This is a genomic window from Sphingopyxis granuli, from assembly GCF_001559015.1.
In the GTDB taxonomy this organism is placed as follows: domain Bacteria; phylum Pseudomonadota; class Alphaproteobacteria; order Sphingomonadales; family Sphingomonadaceae; genus Sphingopyxis; species Sphingopyxis granuli.
In genome coordinates this window covers 4390886-4410777 of record NZ_CP012199.1, presented here as the reverse complement: position 1 = coordinate 4410777, position 19892 = coordinate 4390886, and the positions used below count along the sequence as shown (strand labels likewise).

The following is a 19892-nucleotide window of genomic DNA, read 5'->3' as shown; positions in this document are numbered from 1 at the left end:
CGTTCTTCAGAAGCGCGCGGTGGCCGCCAGATAATAGGTGCGGCCGAGCACGTCATAGGTGCTGGCGTCGGTCTGGCCGAGCACGCCGCTGACCACTGGCGGCGTCTTGTCGAACAGATTGTTCACTCCGAAGCGCAGGCTGAAGCGCTCGGCCGGGTCGACGCGCAGCGACAGGTCGAAATAGTCGTAGGCCTTGACCCCCGGCGTCGTGCTCGCCGCGTTCGTCACCTTCGACGCGTCGATCATCGCGCCGATGTGCCGCCAGCGCACCAGCGCGTTGAAGCTGTCGGTGCCGAAGGTGAAGGAGGTCGTCGACCGCCAGCGCGGCAGCGTGGTTCCCGATCCGATCGTGCGGCCGAAATCCTGGAACGGCCCGCCGGGAAGGTTCTGAATCTCGAACTTGTCGAGATAGTTGATCACCGACGAAATGCCGAAGCGCCCCGACCCGTCGCCGGCCCCGATATCGGCAAGGCGCACCGACCAGTCGAGCTGCACGTCGACCCCGGCGGTCTTGTAGCCGCCTAGGTTCAGATAGGGCTGCAGCGCGTTGGTGATGCCGCCCGAATTGACGTCGCGGCCGATCAGCGCGCAGAAGAAATTGTTCGCGTCATAGCCGGGGTTGCTGCCATCGGCGTTGAAGCATTTGTTGAGCGACACCGACACCGGGATCGTCGCGATCGCGTCGTCGATCGCGATATTATAATAATCAATCGACGCGCGCAGGTTCGACAGCCAGGGCGAGGCGGCGCGCGGCGACAGCACCGCGCCGACCGTCCAGGTATCGGCCTTTTCGGGCTTCAGATTGGCGTTGCCCGACAGGAAGGCCGCGACCTGCGTGACGTTGTTGATATAGGAGTCGGCAAGCACGTCGGGCATTCCCTGCGCGACGCAGATCGCGCGCACCTGCGCCCCGTTAGCGCCGGTACGGAACGCGCTGCGCGTGTCGCACGGATCGCCGGCGCCGTTGGCGACCGAACCGATGGTCGGGAACAGGCCGGTGGTCGCGGTATAAAGCTCGCCGACGTTCGGCGCGCGGATCGCGCGCTGATAGCCGCCGCGCAGGCGCACGCCGTCGACGACGGTCCAGTCGACATCGACCTTGTAGGTCGAAACCCCGCCGCTCTGCTTGTAGTCCGAATAGCGATAGGCGGCGTCGATCGTGAGGTCCTGAATCAGCGGAATGTCGTGGAGCAGCGGGATCAGCAGTTCGGCATAGGCTTCCTTCGCGCTCGTCGAACCCGCGGTCGGTGAGGTGCGCGCGATGGCGACGATGTTGCCCGTGATCTGCTCGGGATCGGGGGTGAAGGCGAATTCATTGTGGCGATAGCCGACGCCCGCCGCGAAGCGCAGTTCGCCCGCGGGAAGCTGCGCGATGCCGCCCTGCAGGTTGAACTCGACCACGTCCTGCTTCGTTTCGGTGCGGTTGCGCGTCACGCCGCTGATGAAGGCGACGCATTCGGGTGAGTTGGTGACCGCGAACGGATTATAGCCGCCGGAGCAGATCGACGCGCCGCCGTCGGCCGCCGATGCCAGTTGCTGCACCTTGCTGGTGAAGACCGAGCCGTAAGAGATGTCGTCAACGATGCTCTTGCCGGTCGATCCGTACAGCTCCCAGGTGATGCCGCTGCCGCCGAAGGACCCTGATGCGCCGCCGAGGATCTGCCACGTCGTCGCCTCATGATCGACGCTGCGCGGACCGGCTTCGCTATAGCGCTTGGTCACGACGACCGGCGCGGTCGGGTCGGTGCGCGAATCGAGGATGGGGTTCAGCGCGGCCGGGATGAAGGGATTCGACCGCGGAACGCGGATCGTCCACAGCCCGGCGTTCGGGGCGGGGTCCTGGATCGTCGTCGACGTATAGTCGGTATAAAGGCCCTGGACGAACAGCTTGATAGTATCGCTCGCCTCGAAGGTCGCGCGGCCGAAGGTCGAGATGCGCTCGAGCGGAATCTGGGTGTAGGTCGTCGACGGCACCTGCAGCAGCGCCTGCCCGTTATTGTAGAGATAGGGCTCATCGTCGCGATAATTATAGACGCCGCGCCCGTTGGCGAAGAGCGTGCCGTCCGCATTGACCCCGATCCCCGACGAGGGGAGCACCGATCCCGGCGCGATGCCATAGGCGGCGAAGGCGTCGTTGAGCGCGCCCTGGCTGGCGGGGTTCGCGCCCGAGGTGAAGATACCGAACGGAATCGTCCCCGACACGCCCTGATTCCGGCGGAAGAAGGCGCGGCTGTTGATGTTGACCGCATCGCGGTCGGTATAGGCGGCGCCGACGATGATGCGGCCGCGGCCGTCGGCGAAGCGGGTGCCGGCGCCGATCGAAATCTCGCGAATGCCGCCGTCGCCGCGCTCGGTCAGCGTGTTCTGGCCCGAAATCTCGATCCCGTCGAGGTCGCGCACCTTGAAGTTGACGACGCCGGAGATGGCGTCAGAGCCATAGACGGCCGAGGCGCCGCCGCTGATGATCTCGGTCCCGCCGACGAGGATCGATGGGATGGTGTTGATGTCGATGACCTGGCTCGAGTTCGACGGCTGCAGGCGACGGCCGTCGAGCAGCACGAGGTTGCGCTGCGCGCCGAGGCCGCGAAGATTGAGCGTCGCCTGCCCGGTCGCGTTGAGGTCGTTCGAGAAGGCGGTCGAGCCCGCCGAGAATTGCGGAAGCTGGTTGAGCGCGCCTTCGAGCGTTGCCTGTCCGGTCGCCGCGACGGCGTCGGCGCCCAGCGTGACGATCGGGCTCGCCGCCTCGAAGTCGCGCCGCGCGATTCGCGATCCGGTGACGACGATCTCGCTCGGGGCCGCCCCGGCCGTCGCTTCGCCGCCGCCCGGCCCATCCTGCGCGAGGGCGGGGGCGCCGGTGAGCGCCAAGGCCGACGCCGAAACCACGAGCAACAATTTGCGATTGTCCAACATTTTGAAGAGCCCTTCCCTGTTTGCCGGCAACGGCGGTGCGGGCTTGGCCGGTCGGGCGCGCCCCTCGTCATTACCGGTCGCTGCCATGCATGATTACGATACAATCATGCATCGAAAGGGGCTTTGGCGTAGAATCGGTGCGGGTGTCAAGCCTCGAACGGGGGAGGGCGGGGGCCCCGAACCGGCATTCGCGGGCGAAGCCCTTGACCCGCCGCGATATTACGATACATCTATGTATCGATATTATTCGTTCGCCTGGAGCGGTGCGATCGGGCATTGCGAGTGCGGTGGAGATGGAAGTCACGATATTGGGCGACAGGGACACGACGGCGGGACGGCCGCGGCAGGCCGAACTCGACGAGCGGATCAAGGCCAGCGCGGTCGCCATATTGGGCGAGTTCGGCTTCGCCGGCCTGTCGATCAATCGCGTCTGTCGGCACGCGGGCGTTCCCCGCCCGACCTTCTATCGCCGCTGGCCTTCGGCCATCGCGGCGTTCATCGATGCATTCAACGATCGCTTCGACGATGCGCTGCTCGGCGATACCGGCGACGTGGCGGCCGATCTGCTTGCCTTTGCGACCGCTGTTCGCAACCGCTACCATGATCCGGTCATCGCGACCTGCCTGCCCGCCATATACGAGGCACGTCGCGTAGCGCCCGATCTGATCGCCCCGATTGCCGATGCCCAGCATATACGACGCAAGGCCAGTATCACAATCCTCACGCGCTCGCTCGACGTGCAGGACATCCACCCTGTCCTGCCGCCGTTCGAGATCATCTTCACCCTCGCTGCCACCATCGACCAGGGCTATCTCACCGGCCGGCCGCTCGGCGACGATTTCCTCCAGCGTCTGGTGATCGCGCTCCTGCGCTGAGCCAGCCCGCCGCCTTTCCATCCCACAGCGGAGACCGCCCGATGCACAAGATATTGCTCACCCTGACCGCCGGCCTCGCGGCGCTTCCTGCCCTGGCGCAGCCCGCACCGACCGCCCCCGGCTTCGACGTCGCCGCCGCGCTGGCGCGCATCGACGCGACGATCGACAGGCAGTATCCGCATCTCGACGCGCTCTACAAGGATCTCCATGCGCATCCCGAGGTCGGCTTTCAGGAGGTGCGCACCGCCGCCCTGCTCGCGGCCGAGATGCGCAAGCTGGGCTTCACTGTCACCGAAAAGGTCGGCCAGACCGGTATCGTCGCGATCCTGAAGAACGGCGAAGGGCCGACCCTGCTCGTGCGCACTGAAATGGACGCGCTGCCGATGGAGGAAAAGACCGGTCTCCCCTATGCCAGCCGTGCCCAGCAGACCGTCGACGGCAAGCTGAGCTTCGTCGACCATAGCTGCGGCCACGACAGCCACATGGCCTGGTGGGTTGGTGCCGCCGCGGCGCTCGCGGCGATGAAGGATCAGTGGAGCGGCACGCTGATGTTCATCGGTCAGCCGTCGGAGGAAAATGTCAGCGGCGCGAAGGCGATGATCGCCGACGGGCTGTTCACCCGCTGGCCCAAGCCCGATTTCGGCTTCGCCGCGCACGTCGGCCCGATGCCGGTCGGCACGGTGGTGGTGAAGGACGGCGTCGTCAGTTCGGCCTCGGACGCGATCGACATCACCTTCCACGGCGTCGGCGCACACGGATCGATGCCCGACAAGAGCATCGATCCGGTGATGATGGGCAGCCGTTTCGTCACCGACATCCAGACGATCATCAGCCGCGAAAAGGATCCCAAGGCGTTCGGTGTGGTGACCGTCGGGGCCTTCGTCGCGGGGACGGTCAACAACATCATTCCCGACCACGCCGACCTGAAGCTGACCCTGCGCTCGCACGACGAGGCGACGCGCAAGCTGCTCGTCGAAGGCGTCGAGCGCACCGCGCGCTCGGTCGCGGCGATGGCGCGCGCGCCCGAACCGACGATCGCGCAGCCGACGGGCACGAATGCCGTCCGCAACGACGCGGCGCTGTCGGCGCGGTCGGCGGCGATGCTGACGACGGCCTTCGGCAAGGATGTGCAGTTCGTCCCCGCGAGCGCGGCGGGCGGCACCGCCAGCGAGGATTTCTCGGCCTTCATCGACGAAGGCGTGCCTTCGGTCTTCTTCGCGATCGGCGGCTACGATCCGGCGATGATCGCACGGTACGAGGCGGAAGGAAAACCGCTGCCGGTCAACCACTCACCCTATTTCGCGCCCGTGCCCGAACCGACGATCAAACGCGGCGCCCAGACGCTGGCGCTCTCCGCGATGATGATCCTAGCCCGCCCCGATCCGCGCAAATGACGCCACTCGCAACCACGATCCGGGCCGTTAAAACGAGCCGATAAGGGCGCTGGGGCAACCGAATCAAAGGGATCGCTTCATGATCCCAGAACGGCGAAAACTCGCCAATGGTGACCCCTACGGGACTCGAACCCGTGTTTTCGCCGTGAAAGGGCGACGTCCTAGACCGCTAGACGAAGGGGCCGTCAGTCGGTGAAGCGGCGCCTTAGACGCGCGTGTTCCTACGGTCAAGCGCGCCGGTGGCCGGCAGGGCAGAAATATTGCCGGCGCCGGTCAGTCGGCCCAGGCGGCATCCTCGAGGTGCAGTTCGGCGGCGGGGCGGCTGCCCCAGTCGTCGCGTTTCGCGCGGCCTGCGAGCCACAGCTTGCGGCCGCCGCGCGCGTGGAGCAGCGTCTGGCCGAGCAGGCCTTCGGCGCTGCGGAAGGCGATCGCCTTGAAACGCGCACCGTCGTCGCCCGCGACGATCAGGCGCAGGTGATCGGTGCCGACGATCCCCGCCTCGACGATACGCACCGGGCCGGTCGCGACGCGCGGCGCGGGCCAGCCGGCGCCATAGGGCCCCGCGCTGTCGATCGCTTCGCACCACAGCGGGCTGATGCCGCGCGGCGCGAGCACGGCGTCGATCAGCAGCGCCTTGTCGCCGCTCGCCCGCTCGACGTCGGCGGCGAGCCGGTCGCTTAGGAAGGCGCCGAGCGCGTCGATGCGGTCGGCGGCGACGGTCAGTCCCGCCGCCATCGCGTGACCGCCCCCTGCGACGAGCAGCCCCGTCTCCTTCGCGGCGAGCACCGCAGCGCCGAGGTCGACGCCAGCGATCGAGCGGCCCGACCCCTTGCCGATGCCGTCGTCGCCCAGCGCGACGACGATCGCGGGGCGGTGCAGCCGTTCCTTGAGCCGCCCCGCGACGATGCCGATCACGCCGGGGTGCCAGCCCGATGCGGCGACGAGCGCGACGGGGGCGTTGGCACAGGCGATGCTCGCCTCGATCGCCTGGTCGAGCACTGCCGCCTCGATCGCGCGGCGCTCGTCGTTCAGGTGATTCAGTTCCTGCGCGATATCGGCGGCTTCCTGCGGGTCCGAGGTGGTGAGCAGTCGCACGCCGAGGTCGGATTTGCCGACGCGGCCGCCGGCGTTGATGCGCGGGCCGAGCGCGAAGCCCATATCGCTCGCGGTCGGGGGTTTGGTGAGCCGCGCCGCGTCCATCAGCGCCGCGAGACCGATGTTGCCGCGCCGTGCCATTACCTTCAGTCCCTGCGTCACCAGCGCGCGGTTAAAGCCGGTCAGCCGCGCGACGTCGGCGACGGTGCCGAGCGCGACGAGATCGAGCAGGTCGATCAGCGCGGGTTCGGGCCGCGATCCGAAGAAGCCGCGCGCGCGAAGCGTGCGGAGCAGCGCCGCGCCGAGCAGGAAGGCGACCCCGACCGCGGCGAGATTGCCGTGGAGTGCCGCGTCGGGCGCCTCGTCGAGCCGGTTGGGGTTCACGACGGCGAAGGCCTGCGGCAGCGTCGTCGCGCATTGGTGATGGTCGACGACTATCACCTCGACCCCTGCGGCCTTGGCCTCGGCAATCGCGTCGAAGGCCTGCGCGCCGCAATCGACGGTGACGACGAGCCGCGATCCGGCCGCGCCGATCCGGACCAGCGCGGCGCCCGAGGGGCCATAGCCTTCCATCAGCCGGTCGGGGATATAGGCGCCGACGGGGACGTCGAGCGCGCGCAGCAGGCGGACGAGCAGCGCCGCCGAGGTCGCGCCGTCGACATCATAGTCGCCGAAGACGGTGACCGCCTCGCGCGCCTCGACCGCGTCGGCGAGCCGCGCGGCGGCGGCGTCCATGTCGCGGAACAACGACGGATCGGGCATGAAGGCGCGCAATGTCGGCGCCCGCTGGCGCTCGATATCGTCGCGCGGCACCCCGCGCGCGAGCAGGAGCTGGGTGACGAGATCGTCGGGTGCGAGGCTTTCGCCGCCCATCTGTGCGCTGGTCCGCCGCCAGCGCCATGGCTGGCCGAGGATGGACTGCGCGATGCCGAGCGCGGTGTCGGTCATGCCGCGCCTCCCGCCGCGAGGATGCGCGTGCGCAGCGCCTGCGCGACGCCGGCTGGGATAGCGGGGATCGCATGGCTGCCGAGCGCGCTGCCGCCGGGCACCCCGAACACCAGCGTCGCGAGGCCGAGCGGGCGGAGGACGAAGTCGGTCCTGAGGTCGATGCTCTGCACCGAGGCGTGCGGCAGCAGGGTCAGCTTCGGTTTCCACCAGCCGCGGCGGATCGCGACCCGGTCGCCGAGGTCGGCCCACAGGCGGAAGCGCGCGCCGACCAGCGCGACCAGCGCCACAAGGACGGCCGCCGCAATCGTGAGGCTGCCGAGCGGTTCGCCGAGTGCGATCGCCACCGCGCCGCCGAACGCGGCTATCACGGCGCCGAGTAGCCCGCCGAGCGCAACGATATGGTGACTGCGTTCCCAGCGCGTTTCCCCGGGCGGACGATCAATCGCCACGGTCGCGAGCACCGGATCGATCTCGCGCAGCGTACCGAAGGGCACCACCTGGTGGTCGCGCTCCTTCCCGCCGTCGCTTGCCAGGCTCTGGAGCCGCAGCTCGTGCCAGCCAAACCGCTCGCGCAGCCAGCCGGTGACGAGGATCGCGGCCTGCACGCGGCGCACCGGCATCGCGACGTCGGTGCGCGTCGTCAGCCCGCGGGTGCGGCGCAACGCGCGTGTTTCGCGCGTCAGGCGGAAACCCCAGTTGGTGAAAAACATCGTCGCGACCCCGCCGGCAAAGCCGATGAAGAGCAGCGAGATCGCCGCGCCCAGCCCGGCGACCCAGCGATGCGCGACGAGCCAGGCGTCGAGGCCGTAGGCTTCGGCGACATCGATCCAGTCGACCGGGTTGAAGATGTTGAAGTCGAAGGGCAGCAGATTGTCGAAGAACTGCATGGCCGCGCCAAAGACCGCGAGCGCCGCGAGCGAGAAGTTGAACAGCCCGGCGATCAGCAGCCGGCGCGCGCCCATCGCGAAGAGCAGCCGGTCCTCCGCTCCCGGCGCATCGGCCGGGGCAAGCGCGGCAGCCCGTTCGCTGCGGTGCGCGCGGATCGCGCCGCGCAGCGCTTCCGCGGCGTCGAGGCCGACCGCGTCGAGGCTTGCGTCATGGTCCTTTCCGCCGCCCGCTCCGGTCTCGAACTCGACCTTCGCGATGCCGAGCGCGCGGGCGATCAATCCCTGTTCGATGCTGACGTCCTGGATGCGATCGAAGGGGATGGTGCGGTGCTGGCGCGCCAGCACGCCGCTTTCGATGACGACTTCGTCCGCCCCCACCGCGAAGCGGAAGCGCAGCCAGTGAAGCCAGGCCGCGAGTAGCGAGAAAAGCAGGAAGAGCAGGAAGGCCGGCACGATATAGGCCCAGTTGCCGGTGACCCCCAGCGCCGCGATCGCGGGCAGGAAATTGAGCGAGCGCGGCCCGAGCTTCGCGATCGACAGCGCGAGCGTCGCGGGGTGGAGGCGCAGCCAGTGCGGCCCGGCTTCCGCGGCGGGCGGGGCGGCGGCGTCGGTCATGCGAAATCGGTGTGGATATGGCGGCGGATCGTCTCGCGCATCGCGGCGGCAAGGTCGGCGGGCAGGCCGGGCAGCGTCACCGTGCTGTTGTGGGTGCCTGACGTGTGGACGACCAGATGCGCGAGGCCGAACCAGCGCTCGACCGGGCCCTGCCCGACGTCGATATGCTGGACGCGGACGAAGGGGACGATCGTGTCGGTGCGGAACAGCCAGCCGTGCGCGACGCGAAGCTGCCCCTCGCCGACGCGGTAGCCCCAGCGCTGCGCGCGCCGCGACGGCAGGATGGCGACCGCCAGCGCGCCGAGCAGCCAGCCGAGCACGGTCAGCAGGCCATAGGGCCCGTCGATCGCGCGGACGAGGAAGATGTCGGCCAGCATCGCGGCGATCGCCAGCGGCAGCGCGTTGAGCAGCGTCGCGATGCGCAGCACGTGGCGAAAGGCGGGATCGACCGGCGTCAGCCCGTCGACGGCGTTGATCGCCTCGGGCGCGAAGGGGTCGGTGGGGTGGGGGATGGCGGCGTCGCTCATCCCCCTCGATAGGCGCATGCGCCCTTAAGGCACAACCACATTGAAGCGCGGATCGGCGGGCGGATGCAGCGCGAACCACGACAAGAAGGCGGCGCGGTCGCCGTCGATGCGGATCGCACCCGACTGGAGCAGCGCCGGGAATTGCGCCTGCCCCAGCATTACGTCGTCGAGCGTCTTGCGGTCGATGGTGATCGTCGCGGTCGGCGCGGGGTCGGTGACGCCGTGGCGCGGGAATTCGACCCCGCCGCCGACGACCACCGCGACGGCTTCCCGGCTGTCGGGCAGCACGAACTGGAAGGTGCCGGCGAGCGCAGCGCCCTTTGCCGCGTCAAAGCGCGTCGCGAGCGCGTCGAAGAAGACCGCGGTGGGAATCGCGCTGACGAAGCTGCGGCTCTGGCCGTTGCCGGTGAGCGTGTCGAGCTCGGTCCCACGCAGCGTCGCGGCGGCGGCGAGATAATAGTTGCGCCACGCCCCCGATTCGGCCTGATAGCCGAGCTGGTCGTAGGCCGAGGCCAGCGCCGCGCGCGCGTCCTGGCTGTCGGGCTGCGCGAAGACGAGCTTGTCGAGCAGTTCGGCCGCCCAGCGATAGTCGCCCGCCGCGATCGCCGCCTTCCCGGCGGCGAGCAGCTTGTCGGGCCCGCCGGCGAGCGCGACATATTTGGGTGCCGATTGCTCCGGCGGCAGCGGGTTGAAATGCGCCGGATTACCGTCCCACCAGCCGAAATAGCGCTGATAGGTCGCCTTCATATTATGGTTGAGCGTGCCGTAATAATCGCGGGTCGAGAAATCGCGGCCCTGCACCGGCGCCTCGGCCGTCTGGTCGGCGAGTTCGTGGAGCGTCGCGCCGCGGTTGGCGAGGAACAGCGTGCGGTCGTGGACATAGCGATAGGCGTCGCGCTGGTCGGCCAGCCACTTCGCCACCGCGCCCTGCCCCCAAGTGGGCCAGTGGTGCGAGGCGAGCGCGACCTCGGCCGTGCCGCCCCATTTGAGCAGCATCGCGTCGATCACCTTCGACCAGTGCAGCGCGTCGCGCACCTGCGCGCCGCGCAGCGTCAGGATATTGTGGAGGTTGTGCGTGACGACCTCGGTCGTGTGCAGTGCCTTGTAGGCGGGGATGTAGAAGACGAATTCGGCGGGCGCCTCGGTGCCGGCGGCGTCGAGGAAATCGAATACCAGCCCGTCGATCGTCAGCGTCGCGCCCGCGGCGGGCACCGTCTCGGTCGGCTCCATATAGCCGATGGTGCCCGACGACAGCTTCGGCCCCAGCCCGGTGTCGACCTGTCCCGTCGGGCCGGGCGGCAGGATCGCGCCGAACATGTAGAGCGCGCGGCGGCCCATCGCATTGCCAGCGAGGACGTTCTCCGCGGTCGCTTCCTCCGAAAAGCCGTGCGGGGCGATGATGCGGATCTTCTCCCGGCGCACCTGTTCGGGGGTGACGACGCCGCCGACGCCGCCGAAATGGTCGCTGTGGCTGTGGGTGAAGATGACCGCACGGATCGGCCGCTTGCCCGCCTTCGCCTCGACGGTGTCGGCGAACAGCTTCCAGCCCGCCGCCGCCGCCTCTTCGGTCAGCAGCGGATCGACGACGATCCAGCCCGATTCGCCGCGGATGATTGTCATCACCGAGATATCGTAGCCGCGCACCTGCCAGATCTTGCCGGGCACCACCTCGAACAGGCCGTGCACCGCGTTGAGCCGCGCCTGCCGCCACAGCGAGGGATTGACCGTATCGGGCGCCTGGTCGGCGGCGAGGAAGGCGTAGGGGCGGCGGTCCCAGACGATCCGGCCGTCCTTGCCGAGGATCACGCCGTCCGCGATCTCGGCGATCTTGCCGCGGGTCGCGTTCGCCATGTCGGCGGGATCGTCCAGCGGCAGGCGCGCGGCGAGTTCGGCCTGCGCCGCGCGGGTCGCCTCGCTCGCCGCGTCCTGCGCCACCGCACCGCTCGCCCACAGCAGCATTGGTATCAGGCCGATCGCACGCTTCATCGCATCCCCCCTCGCTTTTCGTCCAGCTTGCGCCTCGCCCGGGGAATTGGCAAGCCGATGCCCCCGCACGCCGCACCCCGCGTAGAGGATTCGCCGATGTCGAAATGCAAACTTCTTGTCATTTGGCACAGCCGTACCGGCGGCAGCCGCGCGCTGGCCGAAGCGGCGGCAGAAGGCGGCGGCGCGGCGGCGCGGCTGGTCCCCGCCGGGCGGGCGGCGCCGGCCGACCTGCTGGCGGCGCAGGGCTATCTGTTCGTCGGCCCCGAAAATCTCGCGGCGCTGTCGGGGACGATGAAGGAGATGTTCGACCGCTGCTATTACCCGTGCCTCGGCCGGCTGGAGGGGCGGCCCTATGCGACGATCATCTGCGCCGGATCGGACGGCGAGAATGCGCAGCGCCAGCTCGACCGCATCGCCACCGGCTGGCGGCTGCGGCGCGTCGCCGATCCGCTGATCGTGAACACCGACGCCCAGACGCCCGAGGCGATCCTCGCGCCCAAGACGATCCCCGAAGACCGGCTGGCCGAAGCGCGCGATCTGGGCGCCGCACTGGCCGAGGGGCTGGCGGCGGGGATTTTCTGAAAAAGCAACGCTCCCTTCCCGCAAGCGGGAGGGGAGAATGAGTCGCTCACCCCTCGCGGTGTTCGCCCTTGACCCAGCGCACGGTGCCCGACGAGGCGCGCATCACGATGCTTTCGGTGGTCAGGATGCCGCCGCGGCGATGCTTGACGCCGCGCAGCAGCGATCCGTCGGTGACGCCGGTCGCGGCGAAGATCACGTCGCCCTTCGCCAGATCCTGAAGGTCGTAGACGCGGTCGAGATTCTCGATCCCCCATTTGCGCGCGCGCTGCCGCTCGTCGTCGTTGCGGAACAGCAGCCGGCCCTTGAACTGGCCGCCGACGCAGCGCAGCGCCGCGGCCGCCAGCACGCCCTCGGGCGCGCCGCCCGACCCCATGTAGATGTCGATGTTGGTTTCGGGGTTGGTCGTCGCGATCACGCCGGCGACGTCGCCGTCGGGGATCAGCGCGACGCCGCAGCCGATCGCGCGCAGCTCGGCGATCAGCGCCTCGTGGCGCGGCCGGTCGAGCACGCAAACGATGATGTCGGCGGGCGCCACGCCCTTTTCGCGCGCGATCGCCTCGACATTCTCGCGCACGCTGTTGTCGAAGTTGACGATGTCGGGCGAATAGCCGGGGCCGACCGCCAGCTTGTCCATATAGACGTCGGGCGCGTTGAGCAGGCAGCCTTCCTCGGCGATCGCGAGCACCGCGAGCGCGTTCGGCCCGGCCTTTGCCGTGATCGTCGTGCCTTCGAGCGGGTCGAGCGCGATGTCGATCTTCGGCCCCTTGCCGGGGGCGGCGCCGACCTTCTCGCCGATATAGAGCATCGGCGCCTCGTCGCGCTCGCCCTCGCCGATGACGACGGTGCCGTCCATATAGAGCGTGTTGAAGGCCGCGCGCATCGCCTCGACCGCGGCGGCGTCGGCGGCCTTTTCGTCGCCGCGCCCGATCAGCTTCGCGGCAGCGATCGCCGCGGCTTCGGTGACGCGCACCATTTCGAGCACGAGCACCCGGTCGAGGTTGCTGCTGCTGTTCGTCATTGTCCTGACTCTCCGTCTGTATCCGTGTCGCGCCGCGCGGGCCTGCTGCGCGCCATATGGTCGCCCGCGCCGCTTGTCGAGAAGGCTTCGCCCGATTCGAAGCCGCCTTGACGGCTTTCCCTGCCAGCTGGGTGATGGGCCTTCCGGTGCCGGCGCATGTGGTCGGCACCGCGCCATATGGGTTTCACGCGAAGACGCGAAGGAGAAGAGTTGGGCCGTAAGGCCCCCTTTTCTTTCAGCGGCGCGTCTTGCCGCATGGCTGGACAAAAAGCCGCTTCGCGGCAAGAGCGACTTCTTCGCGCCTTCGCGTGAGATTTTCCTGCACGCCTCCGGCGTGTCAGAGCGCCAGGATCGGCATGTGCATCGGCGTCCCGACGACGTGGTCCGACGCCGACAGCGTCGCCAGCGCCGCGTGGATCGCGCTGGCCGGGCCGGCGTGGGTGACGAGCGCGATCACGACGCCGCCGTCCGCGTCGTCGCCGCGCTGGATGAAGCTTTCGATCGACACACCCGCGTCGCGCATCGCCGTCGCGATCTCGGCGAGGACGCCGATGCGGTCCTCGACGACCAGGCGGACATAATGCTTGCCGACGCGCGCGCCCGCGTCGGCGGTGGCGGCCCGATCGAGCGCGTCGACCGGCATCGCGAAAGCCGGCCCATATTCGTCGCGCGCGATGTCGATGATATCGGCGACGATCGCCGATGCCGTCGGCCCCGCGCCCGCGCCCGCGCCCTCGAAGAACAGCCGCCCGACGAAATTGCCCTCCGCGACCACGGCGTTGAGCGCGCCGGGGACATAGGCGAGCGGGTGGTCGGCGGGCACGAGGCACGGCTGGACATGCTGATAGAGGCCGGTCTCGTCGCGCTCGGCCATGCCGATCAGCCGCACGCGATGGCCGAGCGCTTCGGCCTCGCGGATATCGGCGGCGATCAGGCCGCGGATGCCGGTCGCGGTGACCGCGCCGATATCGAGCTTCGTCCCGAAGCAGAGCGCGGCGAGGATCGACAGCTTGTGCGCGGCGTCGATGCCGTCGACGTCGAAGGTCGGGTCGGCCTCGGCATAGCCTTCGGCCTGCGCGGCGGCGAGCGCGTCGGCGAAGCTCGCGCGCTCGCGCTCCATCAGCGTCAGGATATAATTGCAGGTGCCGTTGAGGATGCCGTAGACGCGCGCGATCTGGTTCGCCGACGCGCCTTCGCGCAGCGCCTTGATCACCGGGATGCCGCCCGCGACCGCGGCTTCATATTTGAGCGGCGTGTCGCGCGCCTCGGCCAGCCGCGCGAGATCCAGCCCGTGATGCGCGATCATCGCCTTGTTCGCGGTGACGAGCGCCTTGCCCGCGCCGAGCGCGGCGCGCGCGAGGGTCAGCGCCGGGCCGTCGGCGCCGCCGACCATCTCGACGACGACATCGACATCGTCGGCAGTGACCAGCGCGCCCATGTCGTCTTCCCAGCGATAGGCCGACAGGTCGACGCCGCGGTCCTTGTGGCGGTCGCGCGCCGACAGCGCGACGATCTCGATCGCCCGCCCGGCGCGGCGCGCGATCAGCTCGCGGTTTGCCTCGAGCAGCCGGACGACGCCGCAGCCGACCACGCCGATGCCCGCCAGCGCCACGCGCAGCGGGGGGCGGGACGCGGTGGGAGAGGGAAGGGGGGACATGCGGCTACTCCGTCGATGGCGCGGGCCATCGCCCGCCGTTGCCAGCGCCCCCTATCGGCTTTTCCGGCGGAAACAAGGGAACAAGCGCGATAGAATTTCTGTTCGCGCCGTCGCGGCGGCTACGGGGCGTCAGCCGCCGACGGGTGCGCGGGTCCGCGTGCATTCGCCGAGCGCGCCGAGGATCATCGCATAGTCGGCGGCGGCCTTCTTGCGGTCCTCGGGCGCGGTGCCCGCCAGCTTGTCGAGCGGCAGCGCCTTGGGCAGGCCGCAGGCGAGGCGGTACCAGGCGAGCGTGTCGCGGCGCGGCACCGCCGCCGACCCGTCGACGATCTCCCCGAAGGCGGCCGCCCAGCGGCGCGATCCATCGGCGGCGGTGATGACGGTCAGCGAAACCGGATCGCCCGTCGCGGTGTTGAGGAACAATTGCGTCTCGCCCTCGCCAGGTAGCGTGCCGGGGACGTGGAAGCCGTTGGCGATGCCGGTGATCGCGGGCGGGGCGCCGGGTTTGACGAGCTCGGTCAGGATCGCGCGCAGCCGCGCCTCGGTCGCGGGGTCCCACGCGAGCTGCGCGTCGGGCGCGACGAGGCGGACGCTGCCGGTGTCGGTCGTCGTGCCGCTTGCGACCGGGCGCGCGAAGATCAGGACGGGCTGCTTGCTCTTCAGCTTCGGCGCCTTGCCGTTTGCCGCGAGCGGCAGGTCGACGAGGTAGGAGATGCGCGCGGCGAGCGGTCCGGAGCCGCGAATCAGGCTGACCACATCGGCTTCGATGAAGAATCGCACATGGCCCGCGGCGAGCCCCGGGGCCTGTTCGGGCTTCAGCGCCGCGGCCTTCCGGATGCGCGCGTGGATCGCCATCGGCGCCGCGACGGCAAGGTCGGCGAGGTCCGCATAGCTGTAGGGACTGGCGGCGGCGGCGACCGCGGGTGCCGGTTGCTCCATGGCAAAAACGCTAGGGATTCCGGAGCTTATCAAAGCGAGGAGAGCGGCGATGGCGGGCGGAGTCATGCGCATGGATCGATCCGTTTCTGTTTGTCGGGGCGCTCGAAAGGCGCGCGGAAACCCTGCATTGGGCTATGGCACATTAACCGCTGATAAAGGGTTTGCGAACTTGCCGCCACCACGATAGGACGGGCGACGAAGCGTCCGGCAAGAACAGAACATGCCGGCTGCTAACCGTCGGGTCTCGCGGAATGGATCGGAAATTATCCGGGCATGTTGGCAACCCAACCCGTCGGGAAGGATTTTTGGTGTCAGGATGATCTAGCAAGGAGCGTCGTCCCTGAATGGCTTATGGTGATAATGTCGACCCTAAAAACAGGGTAGTGGCGATTGTCTTGGTTGGTCTGTTTACGGCAGTTCTGGGTTATGGCCTGGTCAACGGCCTGAATATCAGCATCGTCAAGAAACTCGCCGAGAAACTGGACGTCGTGGACGTCAACGAACCGCCGCCGCCGGAAGAACCGCCGCCGCCGCCGCCGCCGGACAACAAGCTTCCGCCGCCGCCGCCGGTGGTGACGCCTCCGTCGCCGATTCCGCCGCCGGTGACGTCGAACGTGATCCAGTCGGTGCCGAAGGCTCCGCCGGCTCCGCCGCCGCCGATCTATGTTCCGCCTGCGGCTCCGCCGGCTCCGCCGGCCCCCGATCTCAGTCAGGAAGGGACGCCGAAGGGCAACCCCGGGCGTTGGGCGACCAACGACGACTATCCGGCGCGCGCAATGCGTGAAGGCCGCGAAGGCACCACGGGTTTCCGCGTCAGTTACGGTGCCGATGGTCGCGTGACCTCGTGCGACGTGACCTCGTCGAGCGGCCATTCCGACCTCGATGCCGAGACCTGCAAGCTCATCACGCGCCGCGCCCGCTTCAACCCGGGCAAGGACCGCGAGGGCAATCCGAAGGGCGGCTCCTACAGCAACCGTATCCGGTGGCAGATTCCGCAGTAATCCTGCGCGTGTCGGCCACAGGCAACATCAGCTTTCATGAATATCACGATTTTTGAGAGGGAATAACCAATGCTTAATCTGATCGCAAATGCCGCTGCGGCGGGTGGCCATGCCCCGACGGGGATGACCCTGATGCCGGCATCGATGTGCACCGTCGGCGAGGGCGAGAGCCCCTACGGCCTCATCCCGGCGCTGTGCGAAGGCGGCATCGTGTCGCAGCTCACCTTCCTCGTGCTGCTGATCATGTTCGTCGGATCGCTCTACATCCTGTTCACCAAGCTGTTCGAGCAGAACAAGGTGATGAGCCAGGGCAAGACGGTCACCGCCAATTTCTGGCGCGCCCCGACGCTCGCCGAGGGCGCCGCGAAGCTCGAGAAGAACAGTGCCTACCGCCAGGTGGTCGAGGACGGCCTGCGTGCGCATGAAGAGCATGGCAAGCTGACCAACCCGATCGAGGCGCACGACTGGATGCACGGCACGCTCGAGCGGTCGCAGGGCCACATCAACTCGAAGCTCAACGGCGGCCTGTCCTTCCTCGCCACCGTGGGTTCGACCGCGCCGTTCGTCGGCCTGTTCGGTACGGTTATCGGTATTCTCCGCGCGCTGGTGAAGATCGGTGCGTCGGGCCAGGCCTCGATCGACACCGTCGCCGGCCCGGTCGGCGAAGCGCTGATCATGACCGCGATCGGTCTGATCGTGGCGGTTCCCGCGGTGCTCGCGTTCAACTGGCTGCAGAGCCGCAACAAGGCGATCTCGCGCAGCCTGTCGACCTTCTCGAACGACGTTCTCGGCTCGATCATGTCGGGCGGCCAGGTGCGCCCCGTCGCGCCCGCCCCGGCCGGCAAGCCGGCTGCTCCGGCTGCGGCGCCGAAGAAGGCCTGAGGATTCGGCGAACCGACGTCCGGCGCTCCTGCCGTCAGGGCAGGTCGGCGGGCGCCGGGTCGTCCCACGAAATCAATTTGTGACAGGATGCTGATCCTATGGCGATGAGTGTAGGTGAAATTAGCGATGAGGCCCCGATGTCGGAAATCAACGTGATTCCGCTCGTGGACATCATGCTGGTGCTGCTCATCATCTTCCTCATCACGGTTCCCGTGGTGTTGGAGACGGTGAACCTCAAACTGCCCGACGTGCCTTTCGAACCCACGACGACCAAGCCCGAGAACGTCAATATCTCGGTCCGCTCGGCGGACACCGACGGCGATGGCCAGCCCAACGCCGACAGCGCGTCGTGCGAAGTCTATTGGGGCCGGACCCCGGTCGATTCGCGGCAGCTGCTCGAACGCGGGCAGAAGAAGCTCGAGGATCTGATCGAGAAGATCGGCGGCGTGCAGAACATTACCGAAGAGAATTTCCCCGAAGTGCATATCCGCGGCGACGTCAACACGCCGTACCAGTGCATCGGCGGGGTGATCTACACGATGCAATATGCCGGTTTCCAGAAGATCGGGTTCATTTCCGAGCCTGCGCCTGGTTCGGCCACGCTGGGCCGCCTCTAAAGGCGCGATCCCCCCTAGTTTGAAGGAATAACGCCATGTCCGCAGCTGTGAGGGAAGACGGCAATGACGAACCGATGATGGAAGTGAACATGACGCCGCTGATCGACGTCATGCTCGTGCTCCTCATCATGTTCATCATCACCATCCCGGTCCAGACCCACGCGGTAAAGATCGATCTGCCGGTGCCCAACGACGCGCCGACCAATGTTGATCCGGAAAAGAACAAGATCATGATCGACCCGGCCGGGACGATCACCTGGAACGGGACGCCGGTCGATCTGGCGCAACTCACCCAGTATCTCGAGCAGACCAAGACGTTGCCGGTCGAGCCCGAGTTGCAGGTGCAGCCCGACCCCTATGCTCGCTATATCGTCGTCGATCGCGTGATGGCTGTCATCAAGCGCAGCGGCGTCGGCAAGCTCGGCTTCGTCGGCAACGAGCAATATGCCCGCGCCTTCTGATCGCTGATCGGCGCGAGCCGCAAAGAGAACGGGGCCGCGAAGTCATTCGCGGCCCTTTTTCTTTGCGTCTTTTCGCCTTAAGGACGCGCCATCCGCCCGCACCGGTGCGGGGCATCCCACGGCAGTTAGGACAAGAGGTAAGCGCCCATGAAGATCGCCATGATCGGAACCGGCTATGTCGGTCTGGTTTCCGGGGCCTGTTTCTCCGATTTCGGGCACGACGTCGTCTGCGTCGACAAGGACGAAAGCAAGATCGATGCGCTGCACGCGGGCCGTATGCCGATCTACGAGCCTGGTCTCGACGCGCTCGTCGCCGCCAATGTCGCGGCGGGGCACCTATCCTTCACCACCGATCTGGCGACGGCCGTCGCCGGTGCCGACGCGGTGTTCATCGCGGTCGGCACGCCGTCGCGGCGCGGCGACGGCCACGCCGACCTGTCCTATGTCTTCGGCGCCGCCGAGGAACTGGCCGCAACACTTGACCATGACTGCGTGATCGTCACCAAGTCGACCGTTCCCGTCGGCACCGGTGATGAAGTCGAGCGCATCCTGCGCGAGGGCGCGCCGGCGCGTGCGCACAGCGTCGCTTCCAACCCCGAATTCCTGCGCGAAGGCGCGGCGATCGGCGACTTCAAGCGCCCCGACCGCATCGTGATCGGTACCGAGGATGCGCGCGGTGAGGCGGTGCTGCGCGAAGTCTATCGCCCGCTGTTCCTCAACGAGGCGCCGATTCTCGTCACGCGCCGCCGCACCGCGGAATTGATCAAATATGCCGCCAATGCCTTCCTCGCGACCAAGATCACCTTCATCAACGAGATCGCCGATCTGTGCGAGGCGGTCGGCGCCGAGGTGCAGGACGTCGCGCGCGGCATCGGGCTCGACAACCGCATCGGCGCGAAATTCCTCCACGCCGGACCCGGCTATGGCGGAAGCTGCTTCCCCAAGGATACGCTTGCGCTGCTCAAGACCGCGCAGGACCACGACGTGCCGCTGCGCCTTGTCGAGGCGACGGTGCAGGCGAACGATCTTCGCAAGCGCGCGATGGGTCGCAAGATCGTCCAGGCGATGGGCGGCAGCGCGCGCGGCAAGACCGTCGCGCTCCTCGGCCTGACCTTCAAGCCGAACACCGACGACATGCGCGATTCGCCCAGCCTCGCGATCGTCCAGACGCTACTCGACGCGGGCGCGCGGGTGACGGCCTACGATCCCGAAGGCATGGCCATCGCGGCGCCGATGATGCCCGAGGTCGAGATGCAGCAGAGCGCCTATGCCGCGGCCGACGGCGCGCATGCGGTCGCGATCGTCACCGAATGGGATGCGTTCCGCGCGCTCGATTTCGGCCGGCTCGGCGGGGTCATGGCCGATCGCCTGCTCGTCGACCTGCGCAATATCTATCGTCGCGACGAGGTGCTGCGGCACGGTTTCCGCCATATCGCTATTGGAAGCAGCGCCGAATGAGGGCATGATCGCGGACCGAAGCCGTCCGTCCACGCCGGCG

16 protein-coding genes and 1 tRNA gene are annotated in these 19892 nt (G+C 68.1%); 8 read left to right on the top strand and 9 right to left on the bottom strand.

Translation table 11 applies throughout. From position 1 onward, the window contains the following. Positions 1-6: 6 nt before the first annotated feature. On the bottom strand, positions 7-2910 hold the full coding sequence (locus SGRAN_RS20150) for a TonB-dependent receptor domain-containing protein (protein ID WP_067186411.1): 2904 nt from the start codon (positions 2908-2910) through the stop codon (positions 7-9). 203 nt (positions 2911-3113) lie between these two features. Here SGRAN_RS20150 and SGRAN_RS20145 point away from each other — a divergent pair, with 203 nt between their 5' ends. After that, positions 3114-3785, top strand: coding sequence for a TetR/AcrR family transcriptional regulator (locus tag SGRAN_RS20145; RefSeq protein ID WP_158682343.1), 672 nt, complete (start codon positions 3114-3116; stop codon positions 3783-3785). Positions 3786-3826: 41 nt separating this feature from the next. Next, a complete protein-coding gene (locus SGRAN_RS20140; protein ID WP_067186408.1) occupies positions 3827-5179 on the top strand; it encodes an amidohydrolase in 1353 nt (450 codons plus the stop codon). A gap of 108 nt (positions 5180-5287) precedes the next feature. Here the strand turns inward: SGRAN_RS20140 and SGRAN_RS20135 are convergent. From SGRAN_RS20135 to SGRAN_RS20120, 5 genes are all read right to left on the bottom strand, one after another. Continuing rightward, positions 5288-5363 (bottom strand) — tRNA-Glu (locus SGRAN_RS20135). Positions 5364-5452: 89 nt separating this feature from the next. Continuing rightward, positions 5453-7222, bottom strand: coding sequence for a single-stranded-DNA-specific exonuclease RecJ (recJ, locus tag SGRAN_RS20130; protein WP_067186406.1), 1770 nt, complete (start codon positions 7220-7222; stop codon positions 5453-5455). After that, a complete protein-coding gene (locus SGRAN_RS20125; RefSeq protein WP_172709683.1) occupies positions 7219-8724 on the bottom strand; it encodes a PH domain-containing protein in 1506 nt (501 codons plus the stop codon). The genes recJ and SGRAN_RS20125 overlap by 4 nt, the downstream gene beginning before the upstream one ends. Further along, positions 8721-9251 carry a PH domain-containing protein gene (locus SGRAN_RS22735; RefSeq protein WP_067105972.1) on the bottom strand — a complete coding sequence of 177 codons (531 nt, stop codon included), beginning with the start codon at positions 9249-9251 and terminating at the stop codon, positions 8721-8723. Before SGRAN_RS22735 ends, SGRAN_RS20125 begins: the two co-directional genes overlap by 4 nt. 24 nt (positions 9252-9275) lie before the next feature. Continuing rightward, entirely contained in the window at positions 9276-11237 is a 1962-nt protein-coding gene (locus tag SGRAN_RS20120; protein ID WP_067186404.1) for an alkyl/aryl-sulfatase, read from the bottom strand. Between the two features lie 96 nt (positions 11238-11333). Here SGRAN_RS20120 and SGRAN_RS20115 point away from each other — a divergent pair, with 96 nt between their 5' ends. Continuing rightward, on the top strand, positions 11334-11819 hold the full coding sequence (locus SGRAN_RS20115; protein WP_067186402.1) for a flavodoxin family protein: 486 nt from the start codon (positions 11334-11336) through the stop codon (positions 11817-11819). A 46-nt stretch (positions 11820-11865) separates the two neighbouring features. Here the strand turns inward: SGRAN_RS20115 and glpX are convergent, their stop codons facing one another. The 3 genes from glpX to SGRAN_RS20100 form a co-directional block, all read right to left on the bottom strand. Next, a complete protein-coding gene (gene glpX / locus SGRAN_RS20110; RefSeq protein WP_067186401.1) occupies positions 11866-12837 on the bottom strand; it encodes a class II fructose-bisphosphatase in 972 nt (323 codons plus the stop codon). A 337-nt stretch (positions 12838-13174) separates the two neighbouring features. Beyond that, the gene (locus SGRAN_RS20105) at positions 13175-14494 is read right to left on the bottom strand and encodes a homoserine dehydrogenase (protein ID WP_067186399.1); all 1320 of its coding nucleotides are present in this window, start codon (positions 14492-14494) and stop codon (positions 13175-13177) included. Positions 14495-14623: 129 nt separating this feature from the next. Then, a complete protein-coding gene (locus tag SGRAN_RS20100; protein WP_067186398.1) occupies positions 14624-15433 on the bottom strand; it encodes a hypothetical protein in 810 nt (269 codons plus the stop codon). 344 nt (positions 15434-15777) lie between these two features. On the opposite strand from SGRAN_RS20100, the gene SGRAN_RS20095 reads away from it, so the two are divergent. The 5 genes from SGRAN_RS20095 to SGRAN_RS20075 all read left to right on the top strand — a co-directional run bounded on the left by SGRAN_RS20095 (position 15778) and on the right by SGRAN_RS20075 (position 19852). Beyond that, entirely contained in the window at positions 15778-16434 is a 657-nt protein-coding gene (locus SGRAN_RS20095; RefSeq protein ID WP_067105960.1) for an energy transducer TonB, read from the top strand. A 123-nt stretch (positions 16435-16557) separates the two neighbouring features. After that, entirely contained in the window at positions 16558-17316 is a 759-nt protein-coding gene (locus SGRAN_RS20090) for a MotA/TolQ/ExbB proton channel family protein (protein WP_067106044.1), read from the top strand. Positions 17317-17414: 98 nt separating this feature from the next. Further along, entirely contained in the window at positions 17415-17933 is a 519-nt protein-coding gene (locus tag SGRAN_RS20085; protein ID WP_067105958.1) for an ExbD/TolR family protein, read from the top strand. 35 nt (positions 17934-17968) lie between these two features. Continuing rightward, on the top strand, positions 17969-18394 hold the full coding sequence (locus tag SGRAN_RS20080; protein ID WP_067105956.1) for an ExbD/TolR family protein: 426 nt from the start codon (positions 17969-17971) through the stop codon (positions 18392-18394). A gap of 147 nt (positions 18395-18541) precedes the next feature. Then, positions 18542-19852: a UDP-glucose dehydrogenase family protein gene (locus SGRAN_RS20075; protein WP_067186396.1), complete on the top strand. Its 1311-nt coding sequence runs from the start codon at positions 18542-18544 to the stop codon at positions 19850-19852. The last annotated feature ends 40 nt before the right edge of the window (positions 19853-19892 follow it).